This is a genomic window from Porphyromonas circumdentaria (assembly GCF_900167105.1).
GTDB lineage: Bacteria > Bacteroidota > Bacteroidia > Bacteroidales > Porphyromonadaceae > Porphyromonas > Porphyromonas circumdentaria.
On record NZ_FUXE01000003.1, the window covers coordinates 33,905 to 56,690 of the forward strand.

Annotated in this window: 22 protein-coding genes and 2 pseudogenes; all 24 read left to right on the top strand. The window is 40.1% G+C overall.

Annotation, left to right across the window (positions count from 1 at the left end; translation table 11 throughout):
* The first annotated feature begins 20 nt into the window (after positions 1 to 20).
* The 24 genes and pseudogenes from B5D06_RS01650 to B5D06_RS01765 all read left to right on the top strand — a co-directional run bounded on the left by B5D06_RS01650 (position 21) and on the right by B5D06_RS01765 (position 22,738).
* The gene (locus B5D06_RS01650) at positions 21 to 2,018 is read left to right on the top strand and encodes an AAA family ATPase (RefSeq protein WP_078736292.1); all 1,998 of its coding nucleotides are present in this window, start codon (positions 21 to 23) and stop codon (positions 2,016 to 2,018) included.
* 43 nt (positions 2,019 to 2,061) lie between these two features.
* Positions 2,062 to 2,661: pseudogene (locus B5D06_RS01655) on the top strand (ATP-binding protein); the annotation flags it as partial.
* 114 nt (positions 2,662 to 2,775) lie between these two features.
* Positions 2,776 to 3,177: an SRPBCC family protein gene (locus B5D06_RS01660; protein WP_078736405.1), complete on the top strand. Its 402-nt coding sequence runs from the start codon at positions 2,776 to 2,778 to the stop codon at positions 3,175 to 3,177.
* A 99-nt stretch (positions 3,178 to 3,276) separates the two neighbouring features.
* Positions 3,277 to 3,602, top strand: a pseudogene (locus tag B5D06_RS01665) (ISAs1-like element ISPg6 family transposase); the annotation flags it as partial.
* A gap of 247 nt (positions 3,603 to 3,849) precedes the next feature.
* Positions 3,850 to 6,330 (top strand): endopeptidase La, encoded by a 2,481-nt coding sequence (gene lon, locus B5D06_RS01670; protein WP_078736293.1) that lies wholly within the window; start codon positions 3,850 to 3,852, stop codon positions 6,328 to 6,330.
* Positions 6,331 to 6,369: 39 nt separating this feature from the next.
* Complete coding sequence (locus tag B5D06_RS01675; protein WP_078736294.1) at positions 6,370 to 6,918, top strand: DUF1599 domain-containing protein; 549 nt, start codon at positions 6,370 to 6,372, stop codon at positions 6,916 to 6,918.
* Complete coding sequence (locus tag B5D06_RS01680; protein WP_078736295.1) at positions 6,915 to 8,201, top strand: BT_3928 family protein; 1,287 nt, start codon at positions 6,915 to 6,917, stop codon at positions 8,199 to 8,201. The genes B5D06_RS01675 and B5D06_RS01680 overlap by 4 nt, the downstream gene beginning before the upstream one ends.
* 7 nt (positions 8,202 to 8,208) lie before the next feature.
* Positions 8,209 to 8,970 carry a triose-phosphate isomerase gene (tpiA, locus tag B5D06_RS01685; RefSeq protein WP_078736296.1) on the top strand — a complete coding sequence of 254 codons (762 nt, stop codon included), beginning with the start codon at positions 8,209 to 8,211 and terminating at the stop codon, positions 8,968 to 8,970.
* Positions 8,971 to 9,056: 86 nt separating this feature from the next.
* Positions 9,057 to 9,572, top strand: a complete 516-nt coding sequence (locus B5D06_RS01690; RefSeq protein ID WP_078736297.1) for an SPOR domain-containing protein — start codon at positions 9,057 to 9,059, stop codon at positions 9,570 to 9,572.
* A gap of 45 nt (positions 9,573 to 9,617) precedes the next feature.
* The gene (gene folE, locus B5D06_RS01695) at positions 9,618 to 10,175 is read left to right on the top strand and encodes a GTP cyclohydrolase I FolE (protein ID WP_143742576.1); all 558 of its coding nucleotides are present in this window, start codon (positions 9,618 to 9,620) and stop codon (positions 10,173 to 10,175) included.
* 22 nt (positions 10,176 to 10,197) lie between these two features.
* Positions 10,198 to 10,713: a hypothetical protein gene (locus B5D06_RS01700; protein ID WP_078736299.1), complete on the top strand. Its 516-nt coding sequence runs from the start codon at positions 10,198 to 10,200 to the stop codon at positions 10,711 to 10,713.
* A 105-nt stretch (positions 10,714 to 10,818) separates the two neighbouring features.
* Positions 10,819 to 11,724, top strand: coding sequence for a tRNA (adenosine(37)-N6)-dimethylallyltransferase MiaA (gene miaA, locus B5D06_RS01705; RefSeq protein ID WP_078736300.1), 906 nt, complete (start codon positions 10,819 to 10,821; stop codon positions 11,722 to 11,724).
* Between the two features lie 588 nt (positions 11,725 to 12,312).
* On the top strand, positions 12,313 to 13,530 hold the full coding sequence (locus B5D06_RS01710) for an S-adenosylmethionine:tRNA ribosyltransferase-isomerase (RefSeq protein WP_078736406.1): 1,218 nt from the start codon (positions 12,313 to 12,315) through the stop codon (positions 13,528 to 13,530).
* Between the two features lie 24 nt (positions 13,531 to 13,554).
* Positions 13,555 to 13,767 (top strand): heavy-metal-associated domain-containing protein, encoded by a 213-nt coding sequence (locus B5D06_RS01715; protein WP_078736301.1) that lies wholly within the window; start codon positions 13,555 to 13,557, stop codon positions 13,765 to 13,767.
* Positions 13,768 to 13,772: 5 nt separating this feature from the next.
* Entirely contained in the window at positions 13,773 to 14,621 is an 849-nt protein-coding gene (gene panC / locus B5D06_RS01720; RefSeq protein WP_078736302.1) for a pantoate--beta-alanine ligase, read from the top strand.
* Between the two features lie 149 nt (positions 14,622 to 14,770).
* The gene (locus tag B5D06_RS01725) at positions 14,771 to 16,195 is read left to right on the top strand and encodes a glycoside hydrolase family 10-like protein (protein ID WP_159442663.1); all 1,425 of its coding nucleotides are present in this window, start codon (positions 14,771 to 14,773) and stop codon (positions 16,193 to 16,195) included.
* A 15-nt stretch (positions 16,196 to 16,210) separates the two neighbouring features.
* Positions 16,211 to 17,344, top strand: coding sequence for a radical SAM family heme chaperone HemW (hemW, locus tag B5D06_RS01730; RefSeq protein ID WP_078736304.1), 1,134 nt, complete (start codon positions 16,211 to 16,213; stop codon positions 17,342 to 17,344).
* A 38-nt stretch (positions 17,345 to 17,382) separates the two neighbouring features.
* Entirely contained in the window at positions 17,383 to 18,048 is a 666-nt protein-coding gene (locus B5D06_RS01735; protein ID WP_078736305.1) for a proline and serine-rich protein 1 family protein, read from the top strand.
* A gap of 85 nt (positions 18,049 to 18,133) precedes the next feature.
* A complete protein-coding gene (locus B5D06_RS01740) occupies positions 18,134 to 18,622 on the top strand; it encodes a thioredoxin family protein (protein ID WP_078736306.1) in 489 nt (162 codons plus the stop codon).
* Positions 18,623 to 18,696: 74 nt separating this feature from the next.
* Complete coding sequence (gene tpx / locus B5D06_RS01745; protein ID WP_078736407.1) at positions 18,697 to 19,203, top strand: thiol peroxidase; 507 nt, start codon at positions 18,697 to 18,699, stop codon at positions 19,201 to 19,203.
* 174 nt (positions 19,204 to 19,377) lie between these two features.
* Positions 19,378 to 20,391, top strand: coding sequence for a M28 family peptidase (locus B5D06_RS01750; protein WP_078736307.1), 1,014 nt, complete (start codon positions 19,378 to 19,380; stop codon positions 20,389 to 20,391).
* Positions 20,392 to 20,393: 2 nt separating this feature from the next.
* Positions 20,394 to 20,825 (top strand): SufE family protein, encoded by a 432-nt coding sequence (locus B5D06_RS01755; protein ID WP_078736308.1) that lies wholly within the window; start codon positions 20,394 to 20,396, stop codon positions 20,823 to 20,825.
* Positions 20,826 to 20,828: 3 nt separating this feature from the next.
* A complete protein-coding gene (locus tag B5D06_RS01760) occupies positions 20,829 to 21,731 on the top strand; it encodes a DUF2156 domain-containing protein (RefSeq protein WP_078736309.1) in 903 nt (300 codons plus the stop codon).
* Between the two features lie 14 nt (positions 21,732 to 21,745).
* On the top strand, positions 21,746 to 22,738 hold the full coding sequence (locus B5D06_RS01765; protein ID WP_078736310.1) for a GNAT family N-acetyltransferase: 993 nt from the start codon (positions 21,746 to 21,748) through the stop codon (positions 22,736 to 22,738).
* Positions 22,739 to 22,786: the final 48 nt, after the last annotated feature.

A 22,786-nucleotide genomic window follows, 5' to 3' on the forward strand; every position in this document is an offset into this window, starting at 1 on the left:
TGGATTAAAATAAATTTAGTATGCATATAGAAGAAATTTTTATTGAGAATTATGGTTGCATTAATAGTTTAATTGTTAAACCAGAATTAAATTTACAAGGTCAGCCTAAACCTATTGTTTTAGTTGGTAAAAATGGAAGTGGCAAAACTCTTCTGTTGTCAAATATTGTCGATTCTATTGTTGAATTTAAGAGAGATAAATACACCGAGTTAAAAGAGGTTTCACAAAACAAATACTATAAATTAGGAAGTAAGACATATATAAAAAGCGGTTCAAACTATGCTTATGCCAAAATTCGCTACAATAATGATGGAAAACTTTATTCCTATGCTGACTGTATGACAATTAATCATGATTATTTTAAAACCGATCAATATGACCCATCAAAACATATTGATTTGGAAATAGATCAGGATAGGTTTAAAGAAACTGGTTTTTATAAAAAAGTTAGCCCATCATTTGAGAAGGAATTCGATAGTAATATTCTGATGTATTTTCCTGTACACAGATATTATGAGCCGGCTTGGTTAAACCAGAACATAACAATTTCCTTTGAAAAGGAAGATGGTTATGTTGGAAAAAGCAGTAAGAACACAATAAAGACTAATATTTTAAATGAAATAGAGTCTTGGATACTAGATGTTGTGCTTGATCAGCTCTTGTACGAACAAAACAATCAAACTGCTGGTAATCTGTTTTTAAAAAATGAAAAAGGGGAATATATTCCTTTCCCGCTTCCTATTCCTCTAGGATATCAAGGAAAAAATAACGTAATTTTAGGTTTATTAAATCGAATTATATCCATAATCTATAGAAGTAAGGACAATAAAATAAAAGATGCACGAATTGGGGTCTCAAGTAAAGAAAGAGGACGAAAAATATCTGTTTTGATAAAATTTGCCGATAGTTCAGAAGAAATTGAAGTGGCTCCTACTTTTAACCATTTATCGTCAGGAGAGGCTTTGCTGCTATCAATTTTTGGAGCCTTATTGAAAGATTTTGATTCTATCAACAGAGACGGCACGACCGATTTGAACCAAGTAAAAGGGATTGTTATAATTGATGAGGTTGATTTGAATTTACATATTGACTATGCAAAAAATGTACTCCCCCAATTAATGAAGTTATTCCCCAATGTACAATTTATAGTTACAAGTCATTCTCCATTCTTTCTTCTAGGAATGAAAGAGGTCTATAAAGAAGATTACCAGTTGATAAATCTTCCATCAGGAGAATGTATTGTTGAGAATGATTTCTCTGAAATAGTGTCAGCATATAATATCTTTACAAAAGGGTTTGATGAATTAAATGCTAATTTAAAAACTCTGGAGGATAAAGTTAAAGAGGACACAAAGCCTTTAATAATTACTGAAGGAAAAACAGACTGGAAGCATTTTAAGTCTGCACTACAATACTTTCAAAATTCAGGTGAATACCTTGATTTAGATATCTCTTTTTGGGAATATGAAGATGAGATAGAGATGAGTGATTCCCATTTGGAATCACTACTTAGAAATATGTCAAAAGTAAGACATAGCAGGAAAATAATAGGAATTTTTGATTGTGATGAAGCAAATGGTAAGAAGTATTCAAAAGAGAGTTTCCTGCATTTAAAAAACAATGTATACGCCTTATCTATACCCAAGCCGACGCACAGATCTACACATTCAGGCATCTCCGTGGAATTATTGTATCAGGATTCAGACATATGTAAGTTAGATTCTAATAATCGAAGATTATACTTAACGTCTGAATTTAATGAAAGAGGACGTTTAATCTCTAACATGGATATCAGTATTGAAAACGCAGATAAAGTAAGAAAATACTTGAGTAATGATAATAATAAGATTATAGATTCTGGGGTAACAGATGGCTCCAGCAACATCGCCTTGACAAAAAATGAATTTGCTATGAATGTTTTAGGCAAAATGCCTCCCTTTGACCACGTTTGTTTTGAAGGATTTAAAGGTGTGTTTGACAAACTCAAAGAGGTTTATGATCAGCCAATGGCCTTGTAGAAGATTTTAAAATCATTTTTTCTTAAAATGCTTTTCTCTCGTATACTGGGGTACTCGAGAGTTGTTGATGAATGCCATTATGCACAGGGATTACGAAGGGAATGCACCTATTCAGTTTTATGAGTACGACGACCGCATCGAGATTCAAAACCCAGGCGGATTGTACGGCAAGGTCAGTCCCGATAATTTCCCCAATGTGAGTGATTATCGGAATCCCTTTATTGCCGAAGCAATGAAACTCTTGGGCTATGTAAACCGATTCAGCCGTGGAGTCTACCGAGTTCAGAAGGAGTTGGAAGAAAACGGTAACGGGCAAGCCTCTTTTGATTTTTCATTGATTACAGCTTTTCGAGTAGTTGAGAACGTCTCTCAAAAGTATTTTGAAGAAGGCTTTGGAGGAGATACATCCAAGAAACATCCAAGAAAAGCCCAAGAAACTACCCAAGAAACTACCCAAGAAACTACCCAAGAAAGGATTTTAGCAGCTATTCAGGCAAAGCCTGAAATTACTCAAAAGGAGTTGGCTCAATCTATCGGTATTACTCTTGACGGAATTAAATATCATATTAAGAATATGACCAAATTGGGAATCATCAAGCACGAAGGCTCTACAAAGGCTGGAAAGTGGGTAATAATCAAATAGAACGTGAAGAATGTGTTGTACATAACATTGAGCAGTCTTTTGTTGCTTGTATTGGTTATCGTGCTCATAGGAGCACTCCTTCCAAGAATCAGAACGGAGACAAAGCAGTGTATTTTGAATGCTCCTGTTGATGTCGTTTTTGCTATCGTGACCAACAATCAAGAATGGCATTACAGAAGTTCTTTGGATGATTTGGATATCATCCGTACCCAAGGGGGTATTGAAGAATGGGAAGAGACTGCCAATGGCGTAACTATCCGATTCAAGACACTTGAGAAGAGACCACACTCTTTCTACAGTTTTGAGATGGATAGTAAAATGTTTACAGGAGAATGGCAGGCAACATTCGGACCAATGGAAGGAGGTAAAACTCTATTCACTGCAACAGAAAAGATAGAATACAAGAATCTGTTCTATCGTTTGGTTGGGTATGCTTTTATGGACTTAAACAAGTTTATGACCACATACCAAGAAGAACTCACAGCTCGAATACAACTTGAAAAAGCAGAGCAATAAAGACAATATAACCGATTGTTTGTAATCGATTTCAGCAATCATATTTGTACCATACAATTACAACCTACTGTAAATCAATATGGGTTTGTTTTGAAGAAGAAGCGTGAGATTAGTCGCTCAGACGGAGAAACACGCTTAGATAAGCGGTATTGTATCAGCAGTTTACCTTCTGAAGAGGGTCAGTTAATTGGACAATATATTCGAGGGTATTGGGGCTTGAGAGTCGGCTTCATTGGCATCTGGATGTAACCTTTAGGAAAGATGCTTGCCGAGCCCGCAAGGACTACTTTGCTACGAATTTAAACACGTTGAGAAAGTTTGCTTTAGCCATTGTATCTGGCCACAAAGACAAACTATCCTTGCGGAAGAGGTTGTTCAAAGCTGTTCTGAATATAGACTATCTCAAAAAGCTACTAAAGATTTGATGCGGTTGCCTTGGAGGTATAGCTTTTTCTCTAATAAATAGTACCTTTGTGCGGAGTTAACCTACTTGTCATCACACGAGTAGGTATTTCCTTTTTGTCACACTGATGTAATCTATATTGTTAGTTACTGAACCTTTTTAGGGCGTAAGTGTTTGCACTAAGAGGAAATACAATGAAAAGGTTGAGTGCTTTTTGAAAATTATTTTGCAAGGAAGCACCCTCTCAATATAAAGAGACAAAATATAAGATGAGCAACAGTAAAAATAACTTATGGTCAAACTACTTTGATCTTTCTGCTAATATAACAGTACCATTTCCTTTACCTTCGGTTATTGTTAATGAGTACGTGGAAAATACCAATATCCCCGATGCTTTAGAACAAAAATTGCCGTTATTATTGCTTAGGGATAAGGTTACTTTTCCAAAGGTTGCTCTTCCAATGGACTTCACTACGACTGAAGAGAAAGCATTACTTAAAAGGGTACAAGATGATGGAGCCTATTTTGTGGCAATCTATTCTCCGTCCAATTTGGAGGGAGGAGCCCTTACTAAATATCTGGAGGGGAGGATGGCGGTACTATGTCAAGTAGCAAGAGTTATCTCTGTAGAGGAGGATTTGTCTTCTGCTCTTGTGATTGGGGTATTGCGTGTAGCTATTTCTAAAGTTTCCATGGATGGTATTTATCCCGAGGTGACTGTTGTGCCTCGTGAGGAAAAAATGGGAATAAAGAGACGAGAGAAAGATGCTTCCGCCGAATCGGTACTCAAACTTGCAGAGGTAAAAGAACTACTCGTAAAGAATCTGTCAAGACGCTACGATCGAGTACCCAGTGAGGTGTTTTCTTCTATAAAGAGTTGCGAAGATCCCTACTATATAACCAATTTTGCCGCAGTATGTTGTGCTCTTAAAACTCCCCTGCAGCAAAAGCTCTTGGAGGTTAACACCCTTTCGGAAAGAATGACAGAGGTGCTGAGCTATCTCTACCAAGAGCAAGAGCTAATTGCCATGAGAGAAGAGATTCGTTCTCAGGCCAGAGAGGATATGGACAAGCAGCAGAAGGAGTATTTTTTGCAGCAACAAATACGGGTTATGCAAGAGGAACTTGGTGGAGGGGGGATGGAGCTCCCCAGTGATGAGTTGCGAGAAAAAGCTCTTCACAAAGAGTGGCCAGTGTCTGTTGCAGAGACTTTTAGTAAAGAGCTGAGACGCTTGGACAATTTGAATCCTCATAGTCCAGACTTTGCAGTACAGTTTCAATATTTGGAAACCTTGTTAGAACTTCCTTGGTCAGTTTACTCTAAGGATAACTTCAGCCTTTCCCATGCAGAAAAGGTTTTGAACAAAGATCATTTCGGACTTGACAAGGTCAAAGATCGTATTTTGGAGCATATGGCTGTAATACGTCTCCGTCGTGACATGAAGTCTCCCATACTCTGTTTATGGGGTCCTCCTGGGGTGGGAAAAACCTCTTTGGGTAAAAGTATTGCGGATAGTTTGGGTAGAAAATATATTCGCATATCCTTAGGAGGATTGCATGACGAAGCCGAAATTAGAGGGCATAGACGTACCTATATTGGAGCTATGCCTGGTCGCATTATTCAGGCGATAAAGAAAGCAGGAACATCTAACCCTGTAATCGTATTGGATGAGATAGACAAAATAGATTCAACTCACAAAGGGGATCCTTCTGCAGCTCTACTGGAGGTCTTGGATCCAGAGCAAAACAAGAGTTTTCACGACAACTATATAGATATTGATTACGATTTGAGCAACGTGATGTTTGTTGCGACAGCCAACTCTCTAAGCACAATATCTCGTCCTCTTTTGGATCGTATGGAGTTAATTCCCGTAAATGGGTACATAACAGAGGAGAAGTTGGAAATAGCTCGTCGTCATTTGGTGCCTAAACAATTAAAAGAGCACGGTATAGACCAAGATTGTTACACATTAAAGATTCCTAAGTCTGTGATGGAAATCATAATAGAGTCTTATACTCGAGAGAGCGGTGTACGTGGTTTAGAAAAACAGATTGCTCGTATAATGAGAAAGTTTGCTCGTCGTATAGGCGACAGTACGTCTTACTCGGAGACTTTGAAACCATCTGATTTGAAGGAATATCTGGGAGTGCCCACCTATACTCGAGATCTTTATCAGGGGAATGATTATTATGGTGTGGTTACGGGACTTGCCTGGACTAGTGTAGGAGGAGAAATCTTATTTATAGAGTCCAGTTTACACAAAGGAAAAGATTGTAAACTAACTCTAACGGGTAACTTAGGGGATGTAATGAAAGAGTCGGCAACCATAGCCTTGAACTATATCAAGGCACATGCCGAAGAATTGGGGATACAACCTGAAAAGTTGACAGACTACGATATGCATTTACATGTTCCAGAAGGAGCTATCCCCAAGGACGGGCCATCGGCTGGTATTACTATGCTAACTTCTTTTGTTTCCTCCCTTACGAAGCGTAAGGTTAAATTGAGCATTGCCATGACAGGAGAAATAACCCTCAGAGGAAAAGTGCTTCCTGTTGGAGGAATTAAGGAGAAGATATTAGCAGCTAAACGCTCGAAGATAACAGATATTATCCTTTCCGAGGAAAACAAAAAAGACGTTGAAGATATCAACAAACTATACACCAAAGGTCTTACATTCCACTATGTAAAGGATGTTAGTGAAGTACTTAATTTGGCTCTTTTACCTCGAGAAGAGGCTTCTAAGTAGTAGAGAATCATAGATAAACCAATATTCTGAAGGGTACTTATGGAATACGATAAAGAGTTGACCACCATGCAGTATAAAGAAGTGGTCAAAGAGTGTCGCACTTTGTTTGAGATGAAACTGGCAGATTATGGAGCTGCATGGCGTATTTTACGTCCCGAGTCCTTAACAGACCAAATATACATTAAGGCTATGCGCATTCGCAATTTGGAAACAAAGGGCAATTCTCGTATTCAGGAGGGGATACAATCTGAATTCATAGGCATTGTAAACTATGCCATTATAGGTCAGATACAACTTGCTTTAGGCTTTTCTGATGTAGTAGATCTTTCTGTAGAGCAGGCATTAGAACATTATGATGCCATGGCCGAGAGGACTTTTAACCTCATGATGGATAAAAATCATGACTATGACGAAGTTTGGAGGGGGATGCGCATATCTTCTTTTACAGATCTAATCCTAACCAAGGTATTGCGAACTAAAAATATAGAAAGTCAGAAAGGAGCTACGATTGTTTCAGAAGGCATAGAGGCCAATTATATGGATATGGTAAATTATGCTATCTTCGCACTCATAAGACTTTCGGAATGAAACCTTCTTTTCGCGGATTTTTAGTAGAGAGTTCTCGATTTATTCTTTCTACTGTCTTCCTGTTTTCTGGAGGAATAAAAGCTATAGATCCTGTTGGGGCAGGGTTAAAAATGGCGGAGTATTTACATACTTTCCAAATGCCTGTAGACAGTTTTTGGTCTATGATTTTGGGGATCTCCATGGCGGCTTTTGAGTTTTCTATAGGAGCTCTTCTACTGATGGGGATTTGGCGTAAGTGGACAGCGTGGATAACGTTTGTTACTATGCTCTTTATGACCTCTTTGACTCTTTATTTGGCTCTTTACAATTCTATTTCAGATTGCGGTTGCTTTGGCGAGGCTGTTAAGTTAACCAATTGGGAGTCTTTTTATAAAAACATATTCCTTATACTTCTTTCCTATAACTTTTTGGCAAATGGGAGAAAGGTCGTTTCTGCTTTCTCCTGCTCACAAGGGGTAGTAGCTTTCGTCGTCGCTATTGGTGGCTTTTTGTTTTTTGCTTACATGAATTATCGCCACTTGCCTATGTTGGACTTCCGCCCTTACAAAGTTGGGAGTTCACTTGCGGAACTGATTTTGACTCCAGATGGAGCTCCCAGTGATGAGTACACATATGAGTTTGTGTATGAACGTAATGGGGAGAGGAGAAGCTTTGATATGGATAACTTACCCGATGAAACTTGGACCTACGTAGATCGCTATGAGAAATTGGTTTCAAAAGGATATACCCCCCCTATTACAGATTTCTCTCTCTTTGTAGGCTCTTCGGATGTTACAGAGGAGATTATTGAAACTCCAGGTATGATGATTTGGATTTTGACACCCAATTGGGAAGAGGTTAGTAAATCCTTAGCCCCGACATTGAATACCCTTTACTCCGTTGCCCAAAGCCAAGGAATACTCTTATACGGCATATCAAGTTCTACTAAATCGGAAGAGGGGAGATGGCGTAATAGTACAGGAACAGAGTACCCCTTGCTTTTTTTAGATGCAACAACGGTAAAAACTATTGCAAGAGCTGTACCCTCTGTCCTTTTTATCAAGGATGGGGTTATCATAGCGAAAATGAATGCAAGAGATTTGGAGCGTAGAGAAGAACCATTAAGAGAGCAAGTTGATAACATTTATACACTGGGAGAGCGTCGAGAGCCCTATTTACTACGTCTTCTCCCTCTTTTTGTTTGGTTTATATACACAATTGTTTCTTTGATTTTGTCTACAAAGAAACCCTATCTACCATCCAGTATTAATAATCAACGACAAATGAACTTAGACGAGATATAGAACTACTATGAGAACAAAAATTGTTGCAGGTAACTGGAAGATGAATAAAACCCTTGCCGAGGGAGTTGCTTTATGTAAGGAATTACAAGAGGCTTTAAAAGACAAAAAAACTCTCTGCAAAGTGATTGTAGCTCCTCCTTTTTTACATTTAGCTTCTGTAGCATCAGTGTTGGATAAAGGAATCATTGCTCTTAGTGCTCAGAATTGTGCCGATCAAGAGAGTGGAGCATATACGGGAGAGGTTTCGGCAGCGATGTTGTCTTCGGCTGGAGTTAGCCACGTTATTATAGGACACTCTGAGCGCAGAGCTTATTATCATGAAGATGGAGCAATGTTAGCTCGAAAGGTAAAAGTGGCTTTAGGTCATGGCTTAACCCCCATATTTTGTGTAGGAGAACTCTTGGAAGATAGAGATAAAGAGCAGCATTTTTCTGTTGTAGAGAAACAATTAAATGAATCAGTACTATCTCTTTCTTCAGAAGAGTTTAGTCGTGTTATTATTGCTTATGAACCCGTTTGGGCCATTGGAACGGGCAGAACAGCTACTCCTCAGCAGGCACAAGATATGCATGCTCATATTCGTAAAACTATATCCAACAAGTATGGTACAGAAATTGCCAATAACTGCTCAATTCTTTATGGAGGTAGTTGCAATGCTTCGAATGCAAAAGAACTTTTTGCTAATCCTGATGTGGATGGAGGTTTGATTGGAGGTGCTTCTTTAGAAGTGGCCAAGTTCTTGCCTATCATTGAGGCTTTCGAAGGGTAATTTCTCATCTCTCTTTTGTGCATCTCTCTTTGATATAACCACCAAGAGTAGCTTCCCATAAATATACTTTTAATACATACTATTCCATGAAACGTAGTCTGTTATACTGTAGCTTATTAACTCTCTGTTTGGCGATAGTTGCTATGAAGCCCGTTTTTGCCCAGCAGGAGGCTAATCTACACTCCAAGTCTTCCAATAATATTTTTGAAGTACTGGCTCTTTCTGAGGATGGCTTGGGAACGGTGATTGTGCATCAGCCCGAGGTGATTAGACGTCAGGTGGCCCGTCCCTCTCAAAAAAGAACTCTTTTGGAAGATGGAGAATTTACAGCTACGATTGTTCAGGGCTTTCGCATTCAGGTGTTTAATGGTAATTTGCCTTCTTCCAAACAGGAAGCTTATCACCGAGCACAGATTGTGAATAAAAACTTTCCCGATATTACTTGTTATGTTAGTTACAAGGCTCCTTTTTGGCGTTTGTTAGTTGGGGATTTCCGTACACATGAAGAGGCACAAACAGCACTGCAGGAGATGAAACGTTTACTTCCGCAAGTAGCGGGAGAATTATATATTGTTCGAGATAAAATACGTGCTTTATACTAAATGAATAAGCAATCAACCTTTGACCCTCAACTCTCTCCCGAAGAAATGAGAGAGATGATTGATTTAAACCGTCGTATCATAGAAATATTAGGCGAAGACCCCAATAGAGAGGGGCTTATAAAGACTCCCGAGCGAGTAACTAAGTCTCTTCGCTTTCTTACCAAAGGCTACAGAGAAGATCCCGAGGAAATACTACGCTCGGCGATGTTTCGCGAAGAGTACCGCCAGATGGTTATTGTTAAGGATATAGATTTCTTCTCTCTTTGCGAACACCATATGTTGCCCTTCTTCGGCAAGGCTCATATCGGTTATATTCCGAATAAATACGTTACGGGATTGAGTAAAATTCCGAGAGTGGTCGATGTCTTTGCTCGCAGACTACAAGTACAAGAGCGACTTACTACGCAGATAAAGGATTGTATCCAACAGACTCTTAATCCCTTGGGAACTATTGTAGTTATAGAAGCACAGCATATGTGTATGCAGATGAGAGGAGTTGAAAAGCAGAACTCTCTTACCACAACGAGTGATTTTACGGGGGCTTTTGAGGAAGCATCTACCCGAGAAGAGTTCATGAATCTCATCGGTATCCGTCGTTATTAACCTCTCTATAAATAAGTTCTGTATGACTTATCGTCTGATTTTACTCTCTCCCGAGAAAGAAGATTTTGAATGCGTTCTTGATATTGACGCAAATGCTACGCTTGAAGATCTGCACTTTGCGATATTAAAACTCTTGGACTATCCCCAAGATTTGTTTACCTCTTTTATGCACTCCGACGCCTGCTTCAATGTGCAGGATGAGATTACTTTAGAGGAAGCTCGTGAGAGCCAAATAACAGTAGCTACCGCCTTTGAGAATGAAGAGAGAGACTTCCTGTATGTTTTTGACACGTTATTGGAGCGTTGTTTTTACGTAAAGGTGGTCGAAAAGAATCAATCTTCGATAGATGGCTATCAATTGGTACGAAAGAAAGGAGAAGCTCCTAAACCTCAGTTGAGCAATGAAGAGATCGAAAACTTCCTTCTTGAAGAGAACACACCCTTTGAGATGAATGAAGATTCCTTCCTTTTGGACGATGATTTTGACGAAGAGATGGAGTATCCCTCTTTTGAAGAAGAGGATGGATTTGATTACTAAACTCTCTTTTTCTAATTACTAAAATCAAAGAAGTTATTTCTCTGCTGTTTCCTCGTAGGAATAGAGAGATTTAGCTTCTTTTTTATATACTAATTTTTTCATAGTATGGCAAAGAAAGGTACTCTTATCGTGCTGGTTGGTCCTACGGGGATCGGAAAGACGTCCCTCTCTCTTGATTGGGCAGAGGCTCTTGATGCTCCTATTATTTCTGCCGATTCGCGCCAGTTGTATAGGGAATTGTCAATAGGAACGGCAGCTCCATCTAAAGAAGAGCTGTGCCGAGTACCCCACTATATGGTAGGGGTAGCTTCTATTTCGGAACACTACAGTGCTGCTCGTTATGAAGCGGAGGTAATTCCTCTCATAGAAAGTCTTTTGCAAAAGCATCGCTACGTTTTGTTGGTCGGAGGCTCTATGCTGTATATAGATGCTATAATAAAAGGAATCGATGATGTGCCAGATGTGGCAGAGGATGTGCGCCAGACTTTGTACCAACGTTGGCAACAAGAGGGATTGGAGCCTATTTTGAAAGAGTTGAAAGAGGTAGACCCTCTCTACTACAATACCGTTGATAAGAAAAATCACAAGCGAGTTATTCATGGGTTAGAGATCTTTTATTCCTCGGGTAAGCCATTTTCTTCGTTTCGCACTCACCAAGTCAAGGAGCGTTCTTTTGATATGATTTGTTTCGAGCTAACCCGTCCGAGAGAGGAACTTTACGAACGTATCAATGGCCGAGTACATCAAATGTTAGAGGCAGGGTGGTTAGAGGAGGCAAGGGCTCTTTATCCTTTTCGTCATCTGAATGCCCTCAACACAATAGGGTATAAGGAACTCTTTAATTATATCGGAGGGCATTGTTCGTTGGATGAAGCTGTACAGCAAATAGCTCGTAACACTCGCATTTATGCCCGTAAACAGATGACTTGGTTCAAGAAGTCTGATTTTTATATTCGTGTGCCTGCGACTATCAGCTGCGAGGAGCTATCTTCCTATTTACCTCCTCGATAAAACTCCCTGTTTTAGATTCTTTTTTGAAGTTCTCTCCCTCTATTTTTCTCAAAAGATAGAGGGGATTTTTTTGTTTCTCAGGTCAAAAAATCCCTTACCCCACCGCTATAAATGTACAAAGCTATGTCTATTAGTTTATATTTAATCTGAATATATATATTCTCAATCTATAAATATATATATTTAATCTGAGTATATGTATATTTAGATTGAATATAAAGAATATCTTACAGGTAAAATAGTTTTTAGGTATAGCCTTTGAATTTTTGAATAGAAGATTAAAGATTATTCTTGCCTATCGGTTGCAGTCTTTCCCGAGGGAGAGGATGAGTCGCGTACAATAATTTGGCCTACACTTACAGTATGTTTGGCTCCCGAATCAGTCCTTTTGAAGAAGTGGCGTACAATAATTTGACCTACACCCTTGGGTCTTTGGTTACCATACTCGTACCGAGGATTTTGTATAGTGTTCTCTTACAGAAAAGGTTGGGTTTTTATTACAAGAAAAGAAGGCTTGCTTACAAATGCTAAATAAGCTACTTTTGTAGTTGGTTTATGGACGAACGCTTAAAGCAGTTCACGAATACGATGAAGAGAGAGACTGAAACTATATCCATGAAGGAGTATGATTATATGCTCCCCGACAAGGCTATTGCGTGCTATCCTTTAGAGGATCGTTCCTCTTGTAAGTTGTTGTACTATAACCATGGGGATATATCTACATACTTTTTCTCTTCTATAGCCTCTCTCTTACCCTCGAATAGTTTACTGGTTAGAAATAATACGAGGGTTATTCGGGCTCGTATCTATTTACAAAAGCGTACGGGGGCGCAGATAGAACTTCTTTGTTTGGAACCAGTAATCCCCTCGCAGTATGAGCAGTCTTTAACGGCTACCCAAAGCTGCGTGTGGCGTTGTATGGTAGGCAATGCACGTAAGTGGAAGGAGGGAGTGCTTGAGCGAGAAGTCTCAATAGAGGGAAGAGAGAGTTTTATTTTCTCTGCAGAGCGTATCGAAAAAGACCTTATTCGTTTCTCTTGGCAGAATGCTTCCTTCACTTTCGGACAGATACTTGATCAGGTGGGGATACTGCCTATACCTCCCTATCTAAACAGAGATACCGAAGAGCGCGATAATAGAGATTACCAAACGGTCTATGCGGTAAATAAAGGCTCAGTAGCTGCCCCCACGGCAGGATTACACTTCACAGACAAAGAGTTTGAGGAAATTGCCCAGCGAGGTATACCCGTGCTTGATGTTACACTACACGTTGGAGCGGGAACTTTTCTCCCCGTAAAATCGGACGATATAAAAGAGCACCTTATGCACCAAGAGTTGTGCATCGTAACTCGTGATACAATTGAGCAACTGCTCGGCCGAATAGAGACTGTCATTGCAATAGGTACTACGAGTGTGCGCACTTTAGAGAGTTTGTATTATATTGCACGAAATCACTTGGAGGAGTTAGGGGCTTCTTTAGAGGGGGTACTTCCCTCAGTGTCTCAGTGGGAACCCTATGAGACTACTGAAGAAGTGGATACGAAAGAGCTTTTGCAAAAGTTGCTCCTGACAATGGAGGAGAAAGGGCTATCTTCATTGGTCTTCTCCACCTCTTTACTTATCATACCTGGGTATCGCTTTCGCATTATCAAGGGGCTTATTACTAACTTCCATCAACCTAAGAGCACTCTATTATTAATGATAGCAGCCTTATTGGGGCACAAATGGAAAGATATGTATGAGTATGCTTTAGCTAATGGATATCGTTTTTTGAGTTATGGAGATGCCTCTCTGTTGCTCCCCTAAATATTTTCAATAACTAAAAACAGTATGACAACAAAACATTATACTGTGGAGGGTATGCACTGCCCCCATTGCCTTCAGACAGTTCAGAATGCTGCAGAGTCTACCAAGGGTGTACTAAAAGCCGTGGTATCTTTAGAAGAAAAAACTCTTGATTTGGAGGTAGATGACTCTCTATTCGACGAGTCCCTTTTAATAGAATCTATTGGAGAAGAAGGATTTAAGACTATCCGCAAATAAAATAAATGAAAACTATCGCAACTAAAAAGGAGCTTATCTCCCTTCTTGATACAGAGAGAGAGCTGGGGAAAAGTATCGGATTGGTACCCACGATGGGTGCCCTTCACGAAGGACACTTAAGTCTGGTAAAAGAGGCTGTAAAGAGATACGATATATGTGTCGTTAGTATTTTTGTTAATCCCAAGCAATTCAACAATCCTCAGGATTTAATTACTTATCCTCGTCAACCCGAACAGGACATAGCACTCTTGGAAAAGGCAGGATGCCACTATCTTTTTATGCCTACCGAAGAGGAAGTATATGAGGAGGGGGCTGTTGAAAAAGTGTTTCACTTCGGTTCCATTGCAAACGTTATGGAGGGCGTACAACGCCCTGGCCACTTTGAAGGAGTGGCTTTGATTGTAAGTAAACTCTTTGAGTTGGTAAGACCTCATGGAGCTTTCTTTGGTGAAAAAGATTATCAGCAGATTGCTATCATCCGCTCCATGGTACAGCAGTGTGCTTTTGACCTTGATATTATAGCTATGCCTATCGTAAGAGAAAGCACGGGCTTAGCATTGAGCAGTCGCAACCAACGCTTAACAGAGGAGACGCGTCCTTATGCTCCTATGATTTATCAAAAACTTCGCGAGAGTTTAGACTGGAAAAAAGGAGGAAAAACTCCTCGGGAGATAGAACAAAAGGTTACCGAAGAGCTCAATGCGCACCCCTGTTTAGATGTTGAGTACTATATGATAGTCGATGCCACTACATTACAACCAATAACTTCTTGGAGCGATGCCCCTGCAACTATCGGCTGTATTGCTTGCTATTGTGGAGAGGTACGCCTGATTGATAATATAAGTTATCCATGATTATGATAAGGCTTGGCAGAAGAAAGCTTCTTAGGAATTCTTTCTGTGCTCTGCTGTGTTCGTTTGTGTTGTTGCAGGGATGTGCTACTCGTAAACCCAAGGCGAACACTCCGCAGAAGGTCTCTACTCCAGTAGAGATCGTTCCATCTATGGTGCAGAAGAGTGTGGTTATTCCTTTTAAGTACACAAAAGAGCCCGAAATACGAGCTGTTTGGCTTACTACCATCTACGGTTTAGACTGGCCTCGCACTCATGCACAGACGCCCGAAGCAATGAAAAGGCAGAGAGAGGAACTCTGTCATATTTTAGACCGCTTAGCCTTATCCAATTTTAATACGGTTTTTTTACAGGTGCGCCTTAGAGGAGATTTGCTTTATACTTCAGATATAGAGCCGATGGCCTCTGTATTAACGGGTAGAAGGAATGCCCATTTGGACTATGACCCTCTCTCTTTTGCCATAGAGGAATGTCATAAAAGAGGCTTGACGCTGCATGCGTGGATCGTCACCCTACCTATCGGCACCGATAAGCATGTGAGAAATCTTGCCCCCAAGGGAGTATGGGCGCGCCATCGCTCTTGGTGTATTGCCCATAGGGGGGAGTGGTATTTAGACCCAGGATTACCCGAAGTACGCAAATATATTGCTTCGCTTTCTACCGATTTGGTAAAGCGTTACGATGTAGACGGTATCCATTTTGACTACATCCGTTATCCAGAACATGTTGCATCCTTTAGAGATCACGCCTCTTACTTGAAGTATGGAAAGGGTAAGGACAAGAATAGTTGGAGGCAAGAGAATATATCTTCTCTGCTGAAAGAGACAGCCCAAAGTGTGCGCTCTGTAAAACCTCATGTACTCATCAGCGCAGCAACTCTGGGAAAATTCCGTACTCTCCCAGACTATCCTAAGGTGGGATGGACTTGTCGAGAGAGTGTTTTTCAAGACCCCCTACGTTGGCATAAGGAGGGGAGTGTAGACTTTATAGTTCCGATGATGTACTATAAAGATCATCTTTTCGATCCGTTCCTTTTTGATTGGAAGAAGCAAATTCCTTCTCTGCCGATTGTCGCTGGATTAGGAGTGTACAGAGTCGATGATAATAGCCGATGGAATCCGTCGACTATTGCCCAACAGATGGAACTTTCCAACCGACAAAAAATGGCAGGAGTTTGCTTCTATCGAGAAGAGAATATACGCCCTCGTCGAAAAGGTGTAGACCAAATTATTGCACGCCACTTCTCCTCTCCTGTACGTATGTATCCTTTCAAGAACAAGGCTCTCGATGTCCCCCCTGCACCGACGAATTTACGGTTGAAAAAAATCAATGGTAAGGAAGTACAAATCTCTTGGAAAATGGCAGGAACGTGGCAAGAGAAGAGTATTTATAATCTCTTTTTACGTAAAAAAGGTACGACCTCTACTGCCGAAGAGGATGTTTTATTACTCCCTTTGATTTACGATACAAAAGTCATATTGCCTGCCGAACTTCTACAGGATGCAGATTTTATTCGAGTTGAAGCTCTGAACAGAGTTTTTAATATGGGTGGAGTTTCTCAACCATTATATCTGTAAATAAGGATTCTGTAAATGGCGGGAATTTATGTTCACGTTCCTTTTTGTGCCTCACGTTGCATCTATTGCGATTTTTACTCGCAAACCAATGTACAGCTAAAAAAGGATTTCCTTTTTTCCCTCTGTCGAGAGATAGAACTTTTAAAGGAGCTTTTGGGGCAAACAGAGATTATCCGTACGGTTTACTTTGGAGGAGGTACTCCTTCCCTGCTTTCTGTTGCTGAGTTAGCATCGGTCACAGAGCAATTTCGTAAATATTTTCCCATCGTTTCAGATGCAGAGTGGACGCTGGAAGCTAATCCAGATGATATCTCCGTTGACTACGCCAATGGATTGAAAAGCTTGGGATTTAATCGAGTTAGTTTAGGCGTACAGAGTTTTTCAGATCAAGAACTTTCGTTTCTGCGAAGGCGACACTCGTCTCAACAGGTCTATGCTGCTATAGAGGCTCTACGAAAAGCAAGTATTGACAACATAAGTATAGACCTTATTTATGCTCTACCCAATCAAACTCCAGAGCAGTGGAGGCGCAATGTGCAGTCTGCCATCGGGTTACAAGTTCCTCATATCTCTTCCTACCATCTGATTTGTGAGGAGGGAACACCTCTTTATAAATCTGTAGAACGGAATAGAATAGTATTGCCCAAAGAGGAGCAAGGTATTGAAGCATACTATTATTTGGTGGAGGAATTAGAGCGAAATGGGTTTTGTCATTATGAGATTTCAAATTTTGCTTTAGAGGGTTATATCTCTCGACATAACTCTTCTTATTGGCAGCGTATCCCTTATTACGGCTTGGGTCCCTCTGCACATAGTTATGAACCCGAGAAGAGATGGGCTAATGTGCCCGATATCGCTTCCTATACAAAGATCATTTCTACTCATCAGCTCCCCATAGGTTTTGAAGAAACTCTCTCCCCCAATGATCAGTACAACGAGAGGGTAATGCTTGGCCTACGTACCCAAGAAGGAGTGAATGCCCAACAGTTGAAAGATGCTCTCGGGGCAGACTTTTACAATCTTCTAAAAGAGAGGTCGCAACCTTATTGCGAAAAAGGATTGTTGATTTGGAGGGGAGAATATTTGCAACCTACGCCACAAGGATTTATATTTGTAGATGGTATCATTAGAGATATCTTTAGCCTATAGTTTTAGGTGGATTATAAATCTTTTAAGGAACTTATTGTATGAAAAGGTCGTTCGTTATTGCTTTTGCTATTCTGGTACAAGTTCTTTTTTCCTATTCCTTCGCACAAAGATTATCGGGATTACGTATTACATCAGAGGAGTTTCCTATTGTTGTTTGTATCGATGGAAGAGAAATCTCTTTACCCTCTCACAGCTGTTTTGTGGCTAATTTGGATAGAGGTACCTATTACGTAGAGGTTTACCGTATTAGCAGCATTGGAACAAGGTTGGGACGCGTGTACGGTCGTAATGTACACTATAATGGGACGAAAACAATTGATATATTCATAAACTCCCACGGTTTTTATGAAAAACCTCCAAGGAAGAAAGAGCGTGATCGTCATAGGTGGAACTGGGGTAAGGGAATGTCTTCAGAGCAGTTTGAAGATTTCTATGAAAGGTATCAGAAGGCCACTTTTAACTCCGAAAAGGAAAAACTATTAGACTACGTACTCTCCAACTCAGGGCTCTATTCTTCACAGGCGCGTCGTTTGGTGAAAGTCTGCACTTTTGAGAGCGATAAGAAGAAGATGATAGAAAAAGTTTATCCATACATAATAGACGAAGAAAACTTCTATCAAGTAGTCGAGGAGTTGAGTTTTTATTCCGATAGGGAAGAGATGTACGAGAAATTAAAAAACATGGAAGAGGAGGAAAGATGGTAAATAGTAATAATTATCACTTCCAATATGAACCTTTTCTATTGTCAGGCTATTCTACTGTTGACTGTATAAAGTAACTATTACATATATGAAACGATTATTGATAAACTTGTTCTCCATGGGATTATTGCTCACAGGTAGTGTTCTGCAGGTTTCTTGTCAGAATAAAAGCAAGAATAGCAAGGAGGCTGTTTCTAATCAGGAAGATGTTTCTTACATAAAGGAGATAGATGCTGCTTTTATGAAAGAGCATATCTTCGATTATGAAAAGAATCCTACGCAATTTGTTTATAAAGGTAACAAACCTGCTGTTATCGATTTTTACGCTAATTGGTGCGGACCTTGCCGTCAGTTAGCTCCTAAGTTAGAGCGAGTAATCAACTCATACAACGGAGAGATTATTCTCTACAAAGTGAATGTTGATAACAACCGAGAGCTGGCAGCCCGATTTGCTGTAGAAAGTATTCCCATGGTATTGTTTATTCCTATTGGAGATACCCCCTATCAAACTATGGGCAATCTACCCGAGGCTACTATAAAGGAATACATAGAGAAAATCCTTCCCAAGAAGAATTAATGATTTGCACAATACAGCAGTTATCACTAACTTAGCTGTGTAAAATGAACGAACCAGAATTTTTACAGAATAAAATGACAACAATCAAATTAAAAGGAACTATAGATATAAATCTCTCAGGTAAATTGCCTGAGGTGGGAGCTTTAGCACCAGACTTTACTGCGGTTAAACAAGATCTTAGCGAGGTTAAGCTAAGCGATTATAAGGGAAAGAAAGTTATCATCAACGTTTTCCCAAGCGTTGACACAGCAGTGTGTGCTGCAAGTGTACGTCGATTCAATGAAGAGGCAGCTAAGTTGGACAATAGCGTTGTTCTTTGTGTATCAAAGGATTTACCTTTTGCATTAGGACGCTTCTGTGGTGCCGAAGGCATCTCTGGCGTAGAGACCGTTTCTATGTTCCGATGTGACTGTTTCGAGAAGGGATATGGACTTCTTATGGAGACAGGTCCATTGAAGGGGCTTTTAGCTCGTGCTGTAATTGTGGTAAACGAAGAGGGCAAGGTGATACACACGGAGTTGGTGCCAGAGGTTACTCAAGAACCAGATTACGAAAAAGCAATTGTAGCCATAAAGGGGTAAAGCCCTTTTCATAGAGATATAAAGGAAATGATTTAACTCTTTCCTTTCCCTCCTTGAGGGATACATGTTTCATGTGTTGGTGTGTTGGGCCACTGTTGTTACTGATTTAGGTACACAGTGGCCTTTTCGCAAGTTCAGACAAAATTATTTTTACTTACTAAAATCAAGCCATCTATGACATTTCTTAAGGCAGCCCAAATAACAGGCTTTGTTTCTCTTCTTTCTGCTGCACTTCTGTTTTCTTCTTGTTCGTCAGAGGAAGGGAGTTCCAGCGCATCTTCAGAGGTGGAAACGACTCAAAAAAATACAGAAGAGGCCAACAAATACTTTTCTGCAGATAGTGCTTACAGTTATATCGCCCGTCAAGTCTCTTTTGGGCCAAGAGTTCCCAATACAGAGGGGCATAAAGCTTGTAAACAGTGGTTAATTGACAAAATGGCTTCTTTAGGCTTGCGTGTTATTCCTCAAGAGACAACAGTTACAGCTCACGATGGAAAGAAGTTGGATATAACCAATATAATAGGCTCTTTCAATCCAGAGCGTGAAGACCGTATATTGCTTTTGGCGCATTGGGATACTCGCCCGATTGCCGATTACGACCCTAATGAGAGTTTGCGTAATAAACCTATATTGGGGGCAGACGATGGCGGTAGTGGGGTAGCAGTACTTTTAGAGGTGGCCCGTCAGTTACAAATGGCTAATACCTCATTAGGAATTGACTTTCTTTTTGCCGATGCAGAAGACTATGGAGTATCTAATGACGAAGACTCCTGGTGTTTGGGATCGACTTACTGGAGTAAAAATCCTCACATACCCAATTATAAAGCAGATTTAGGAATTCTCCTTGATATGGTGGGAGCTAAGGAGGCAAAATTTAGATGGGAAACCTTTTCTAAAATCCATGCCCCTTATCTCTTAACAACTATTTGGGATATTGCCTCTCGTCTTGGGTATAGCCATCTTTTTATACAAGCAGATGGAGCCGCTTTAACAGACGACCATGTGCCTGTAATTAAGAACTTAGGTATACCCACCATCAATATAGTCAACTATGATCCTAATAGACTGAATGGTTTTGGCGGACATTGGCATACGCACAAAGATGATTTAGAAAATATAGATCCTGCTGTTTTGCAGGCAGTCGGACACACTTTAATGACCTTTTTAAAACAACAAGAGACGAAATAACTATGAGCCAAAACTTATTACAGACTGTTCAAAATGAAATTTTAGAAGAGTTTGCTCCTTTTGACGATTGGATGGATCGTTATGCCCTATTGATAGAGATGGGGAACTCTTTAGAGCCCTTACCTGAGGAGTACAAGATTCCTCAGAATCTAATTGAGGGATGTCAGAGTAGGGTATGGATTAAGGGTTCTTTGACTGAGGATGGAAAACTTCATTTATTGGCAGATAGTGATGCTCTTATTGTAAAAGGTATTGCAGCCTTACTGCTTAGAGTCTTTAACAATCAAGAGCCTCAAGAGATTCTCTCTACCCGTCTTTTTTTCTTAGAGGAGTTGGGTCTGAAAGAGCATTTATCTCCGACCAGAAGTAATGGATTACTTGCTATGATTGGGCGCATTCTTCAGTATGCACGAGAGTTTACAGCAAAGAAGTAAGTGATGCGTTTTAAGCAAATCGAATTAGGGGATAGAGCTAAGATATATCCAGATCTCTATAAGGCAGAAAAAGCTATTTGTGACCTTTCCTTTACCAATCTTTATGGATGGGCTACTCATTATAGTACTTCTTGGGCAGTGACAGAGGAGGGGGTATTGGTGATACGTTTTCAATCGCCTTTGTATTCTCATCCCGTATTTTTATTGCCCTACTGCCCGGACATGCACGTTTGGGAAACTACCATTTTACAAATAAAAGAGACCACTACAAAGAGTGCCACTCCTCTCGTTTTTATGGGGGTTACTCCTCTTTGTGCAGAAAACTTAGAGGCTCTTTTCCCCAACTCTTTTTCTTTCTCTTGGAATGAAAACTTGGCAGATTATGTCTATTTGCGTGAACGAATGGTAACGCTTAGTGGTAAAAAACTCCAGTCCAAGCGTAATCATATCAATCGTTTTAAGAAACTCTATCCAGATTATTCTTTCCGTCAATTAACTTCTTCCGATATACCCTTATATAAAGATTTTGCCGATAAATGGCTTCAAAAGGAACAATCAAGAGACGGAGTAGAGGCAGAGAATAAAATGATTCACCGTATTTTAGATGCTCATGAGGAGTTGGAACTTAGCGGAGGTGCTTTGTTGGTAGGCGAGCAGCTTGTTGCCATAACATTAGGTTCTCCTATCAATTACGATACCTTTGATGTACACGTAGAAAAGGCAGATACAGATTTTGAAGGAGCTTATACGGTAATCAACAATGAATTTGCCAAAGTAATACCAGAAAACTATCTCTACATCAATAGAGAGGAAGATTTAGGTATTCCTGGACTTCGTTTTGCCAAAGAGTCTTATCAGCCAGAAAAGCGTCTTCTAAAGGGGATGGCTCTTTTGAAAAACAACTAATCACTGTTTGGGGAATGTCTTATTATAGTCTTCGAAAAGAAATAGCCTTCTCTATTTGGAAAGAAGTATTTCAAGATTCAGACACTTTTATGAGTCTTTACTTTCAAGAGGTTTATAGGGATGAAGACACTCTTCTCTTTGTTGATTATAAAAATAATAAAGGAATTGCCCACGTACAGATATTACCGTATCAAATAGCATTTGCAGGAGCTTCGTGTAAGGCGGGCTATATATCGGGAGCAGCCACAATGCCCGAACATAGAGCTTCAGGGCTTATGCCCAAACTAATGAGGCGAGCTCTTGTTTATATGTATCAGAGGGGAGATATATTCTCTTTTTTGATCCCAGCAGAAGAATGGCTTTACTCCTATTATAGAGTCAAAGCAGGGTATGCCTCTGTAGCCAAACGAGCACTCTTCTCTGCTACTTCTGGGAATAATAATAGAGTAGTGGAGAATATCTCTTCAGATTGTTCTGTAGAACGATACAAAAAATTTATCCGTTCTCGTAAGCAGGGATGGAGATTTCCCCACATAGAACATTCCTATAGACAATGGAGGGCTATTGTTAAAGACGCGGTTCTATCAGGAGGGGGCGAAAGAGATAGTTTTATAGTTCGCTACTTAGGATCTGTTACTCAAAGGGTGTTTACTGCCGAAAAGTTTGGAGAGAAGCTCTCTTTTCCTGAGGATACAAAGACTCAAATAGTTACACCGTATTTTTTCTTTCCCGATAGCCATTTGGAGAAGCACGGAATGCTTCGAATTATTCGCGTAGAAGATGCTTTGCAGCTCTATGCTAAAGCCCATCCTAAAAAGAAACAAACTTGGGATTTAATGGATGCCGAAATACCCAAAAATACGGGACGTTATCGTGTCTTTTCGGGCAAGGTACTCTTTCAATCCTTACCATCGGATAAGTTAAGTCGACAAGCCCTTACCCCCTCTCAACTTGCAGAAGAGATTTTTTCTGAAGATCCTCTCTATATAGACTTGATGTTGGACTAATATCCGCGTGGATAGTAATCTCTGTATGAGAGAAATGCTCCGTCTAAC

Coding starts and splice junctions, on each gene's coding strand:
- B5D06_RS01650 (WP_078736292.1), top strand. CDS start 21: ATGCATATAGAAGAAATTTTTATTGAGAATTATGGTTGCATTAATAGT.
- lon (WP_078736293.1), top strand. CDS start 3,850: ATGAGCAACAGTAAAAATAACTTATGGTCAAACTACTTTGATCTTTCT.
- B5D06_RS01675 (WP_078736294.1), top strand. CDS start 6,370: ATGGAATACGATAAAGAGTTGACCACCATGCAGTATAAAGAAGTGGTC.
- B5D06_RS01680 (WP_078736295.1), top strand. CDS start 6,915: ATGAAACCTTCTTTTCGCGGATTTTTAGTAGAGAGTTCTCGATTTATT.
- tpiA (WP_078736296.1), top strand. CDS start 8,209: ATGAGAACAAAAATTGTTGCAGGTAACTGGAAGATGAATAAAACCCTT.
- B5D06_RS01690 (WP_078736297.1), top strand. CDS start 9,057: ATGAAACGTAGTCTGTTATACTGTAGCTTATTAACTCTCTGTTTGGCG.
- folE (WP_143742576.1), top strand. CDS start 9,618: ATGAGAGAGATGATTGATTTAAACCGTCGTATCATAGAAATATTAGGC.
- B5D06_RS01700 (WP_078736299.1), top strand. CDS start 10,198: ATGACTTATCGTCTGATTTTACTCTCTCCCGAGAAAGAAGATTTTGAA.
- miaA (WP_078736300.1), top strand. CDS start 10,819: ATGGCAAAGAAAGGTACTCTTATCGTGCTGGTTGGTCCTACGGGGATC.
- B5D06_RS01710 (WP_078736406.1), top strand. CDS start 12,313: ATGAAGAGAGAGACTGAAACTATATCCATGAAGGAGTATGATTATATG.
- B5D06_RS01715 (WP_078736301.1), top strand. CDS start 13,555: ATGACAACAAAACATTATACTGTGGAGGGTATGCACTGCCCCCATTGC.
- panC (WP_078736302.1), top strand. CDS start 13,773: ATGAAAACTATCGCAACTAAAAAGGAGCTTATCTCCCTTCTTGATACA.
- B5D06_RS01725 (WP_159442663.1), top strand. CDS start 14,771: ATGGTGCAGAAGAGTGTGGTTATTCCTTTTAAGTACACAAAAGAGCCC.
- hemW (WP_078736304.1), top strand. CDS start 16,211: ATGGCGGGAATTTATGTTCACGTTCCTTTTTGTGCCTCACGTTGCATC.
- B5D06_RS01735 (WP_078736305.1), top strand. CDS start 17,383: ATGAAAAGGTCGTTCGTTATTGCTTTTGCTATTCTGGTACAAGTTCTT.
- B5D06_RS01740 (WP_078736306.1), top strand. CDS start 18,134: ATGAAACGATTATTGATAAACTTGTTCTCCATGGGATTATTGCTCACA.
- tpx (WP_078736407.1), top strand. CDS start 18,697: ATGACAACAATCAAATTAAAAGGAACTATAGATATAAATCTCTCAGGT.
- B5D06_RS01750 (WP_078736307.1), top strand. CDS start 19,378: ATGACATTTCTTAAGGCAGCCCAAATAACAGGCTTTGTTTCTCTTCTT.
- B5D06_RS01755 (WP_078736308.1), top strand. CDS start 20,394: ATGAGCCAAAACTTATTACAGACTGTTCAAAATGAAATTTTAGAAGAG.
- B5D06_RS01760 (WP_078736309.1), top strand. CDS start 20,829: ATGCGTTTTAAGCAAATCGAATTAGGGGATAGAGCTAAGATATATCCA.
- B5D06_RS01765 (WP_078736310.1), top strand. CDS start 21,746: ATGTCTTATTATAGTCTTCGAAAAGAAATAGCCTTCTCTATTTGGAAA.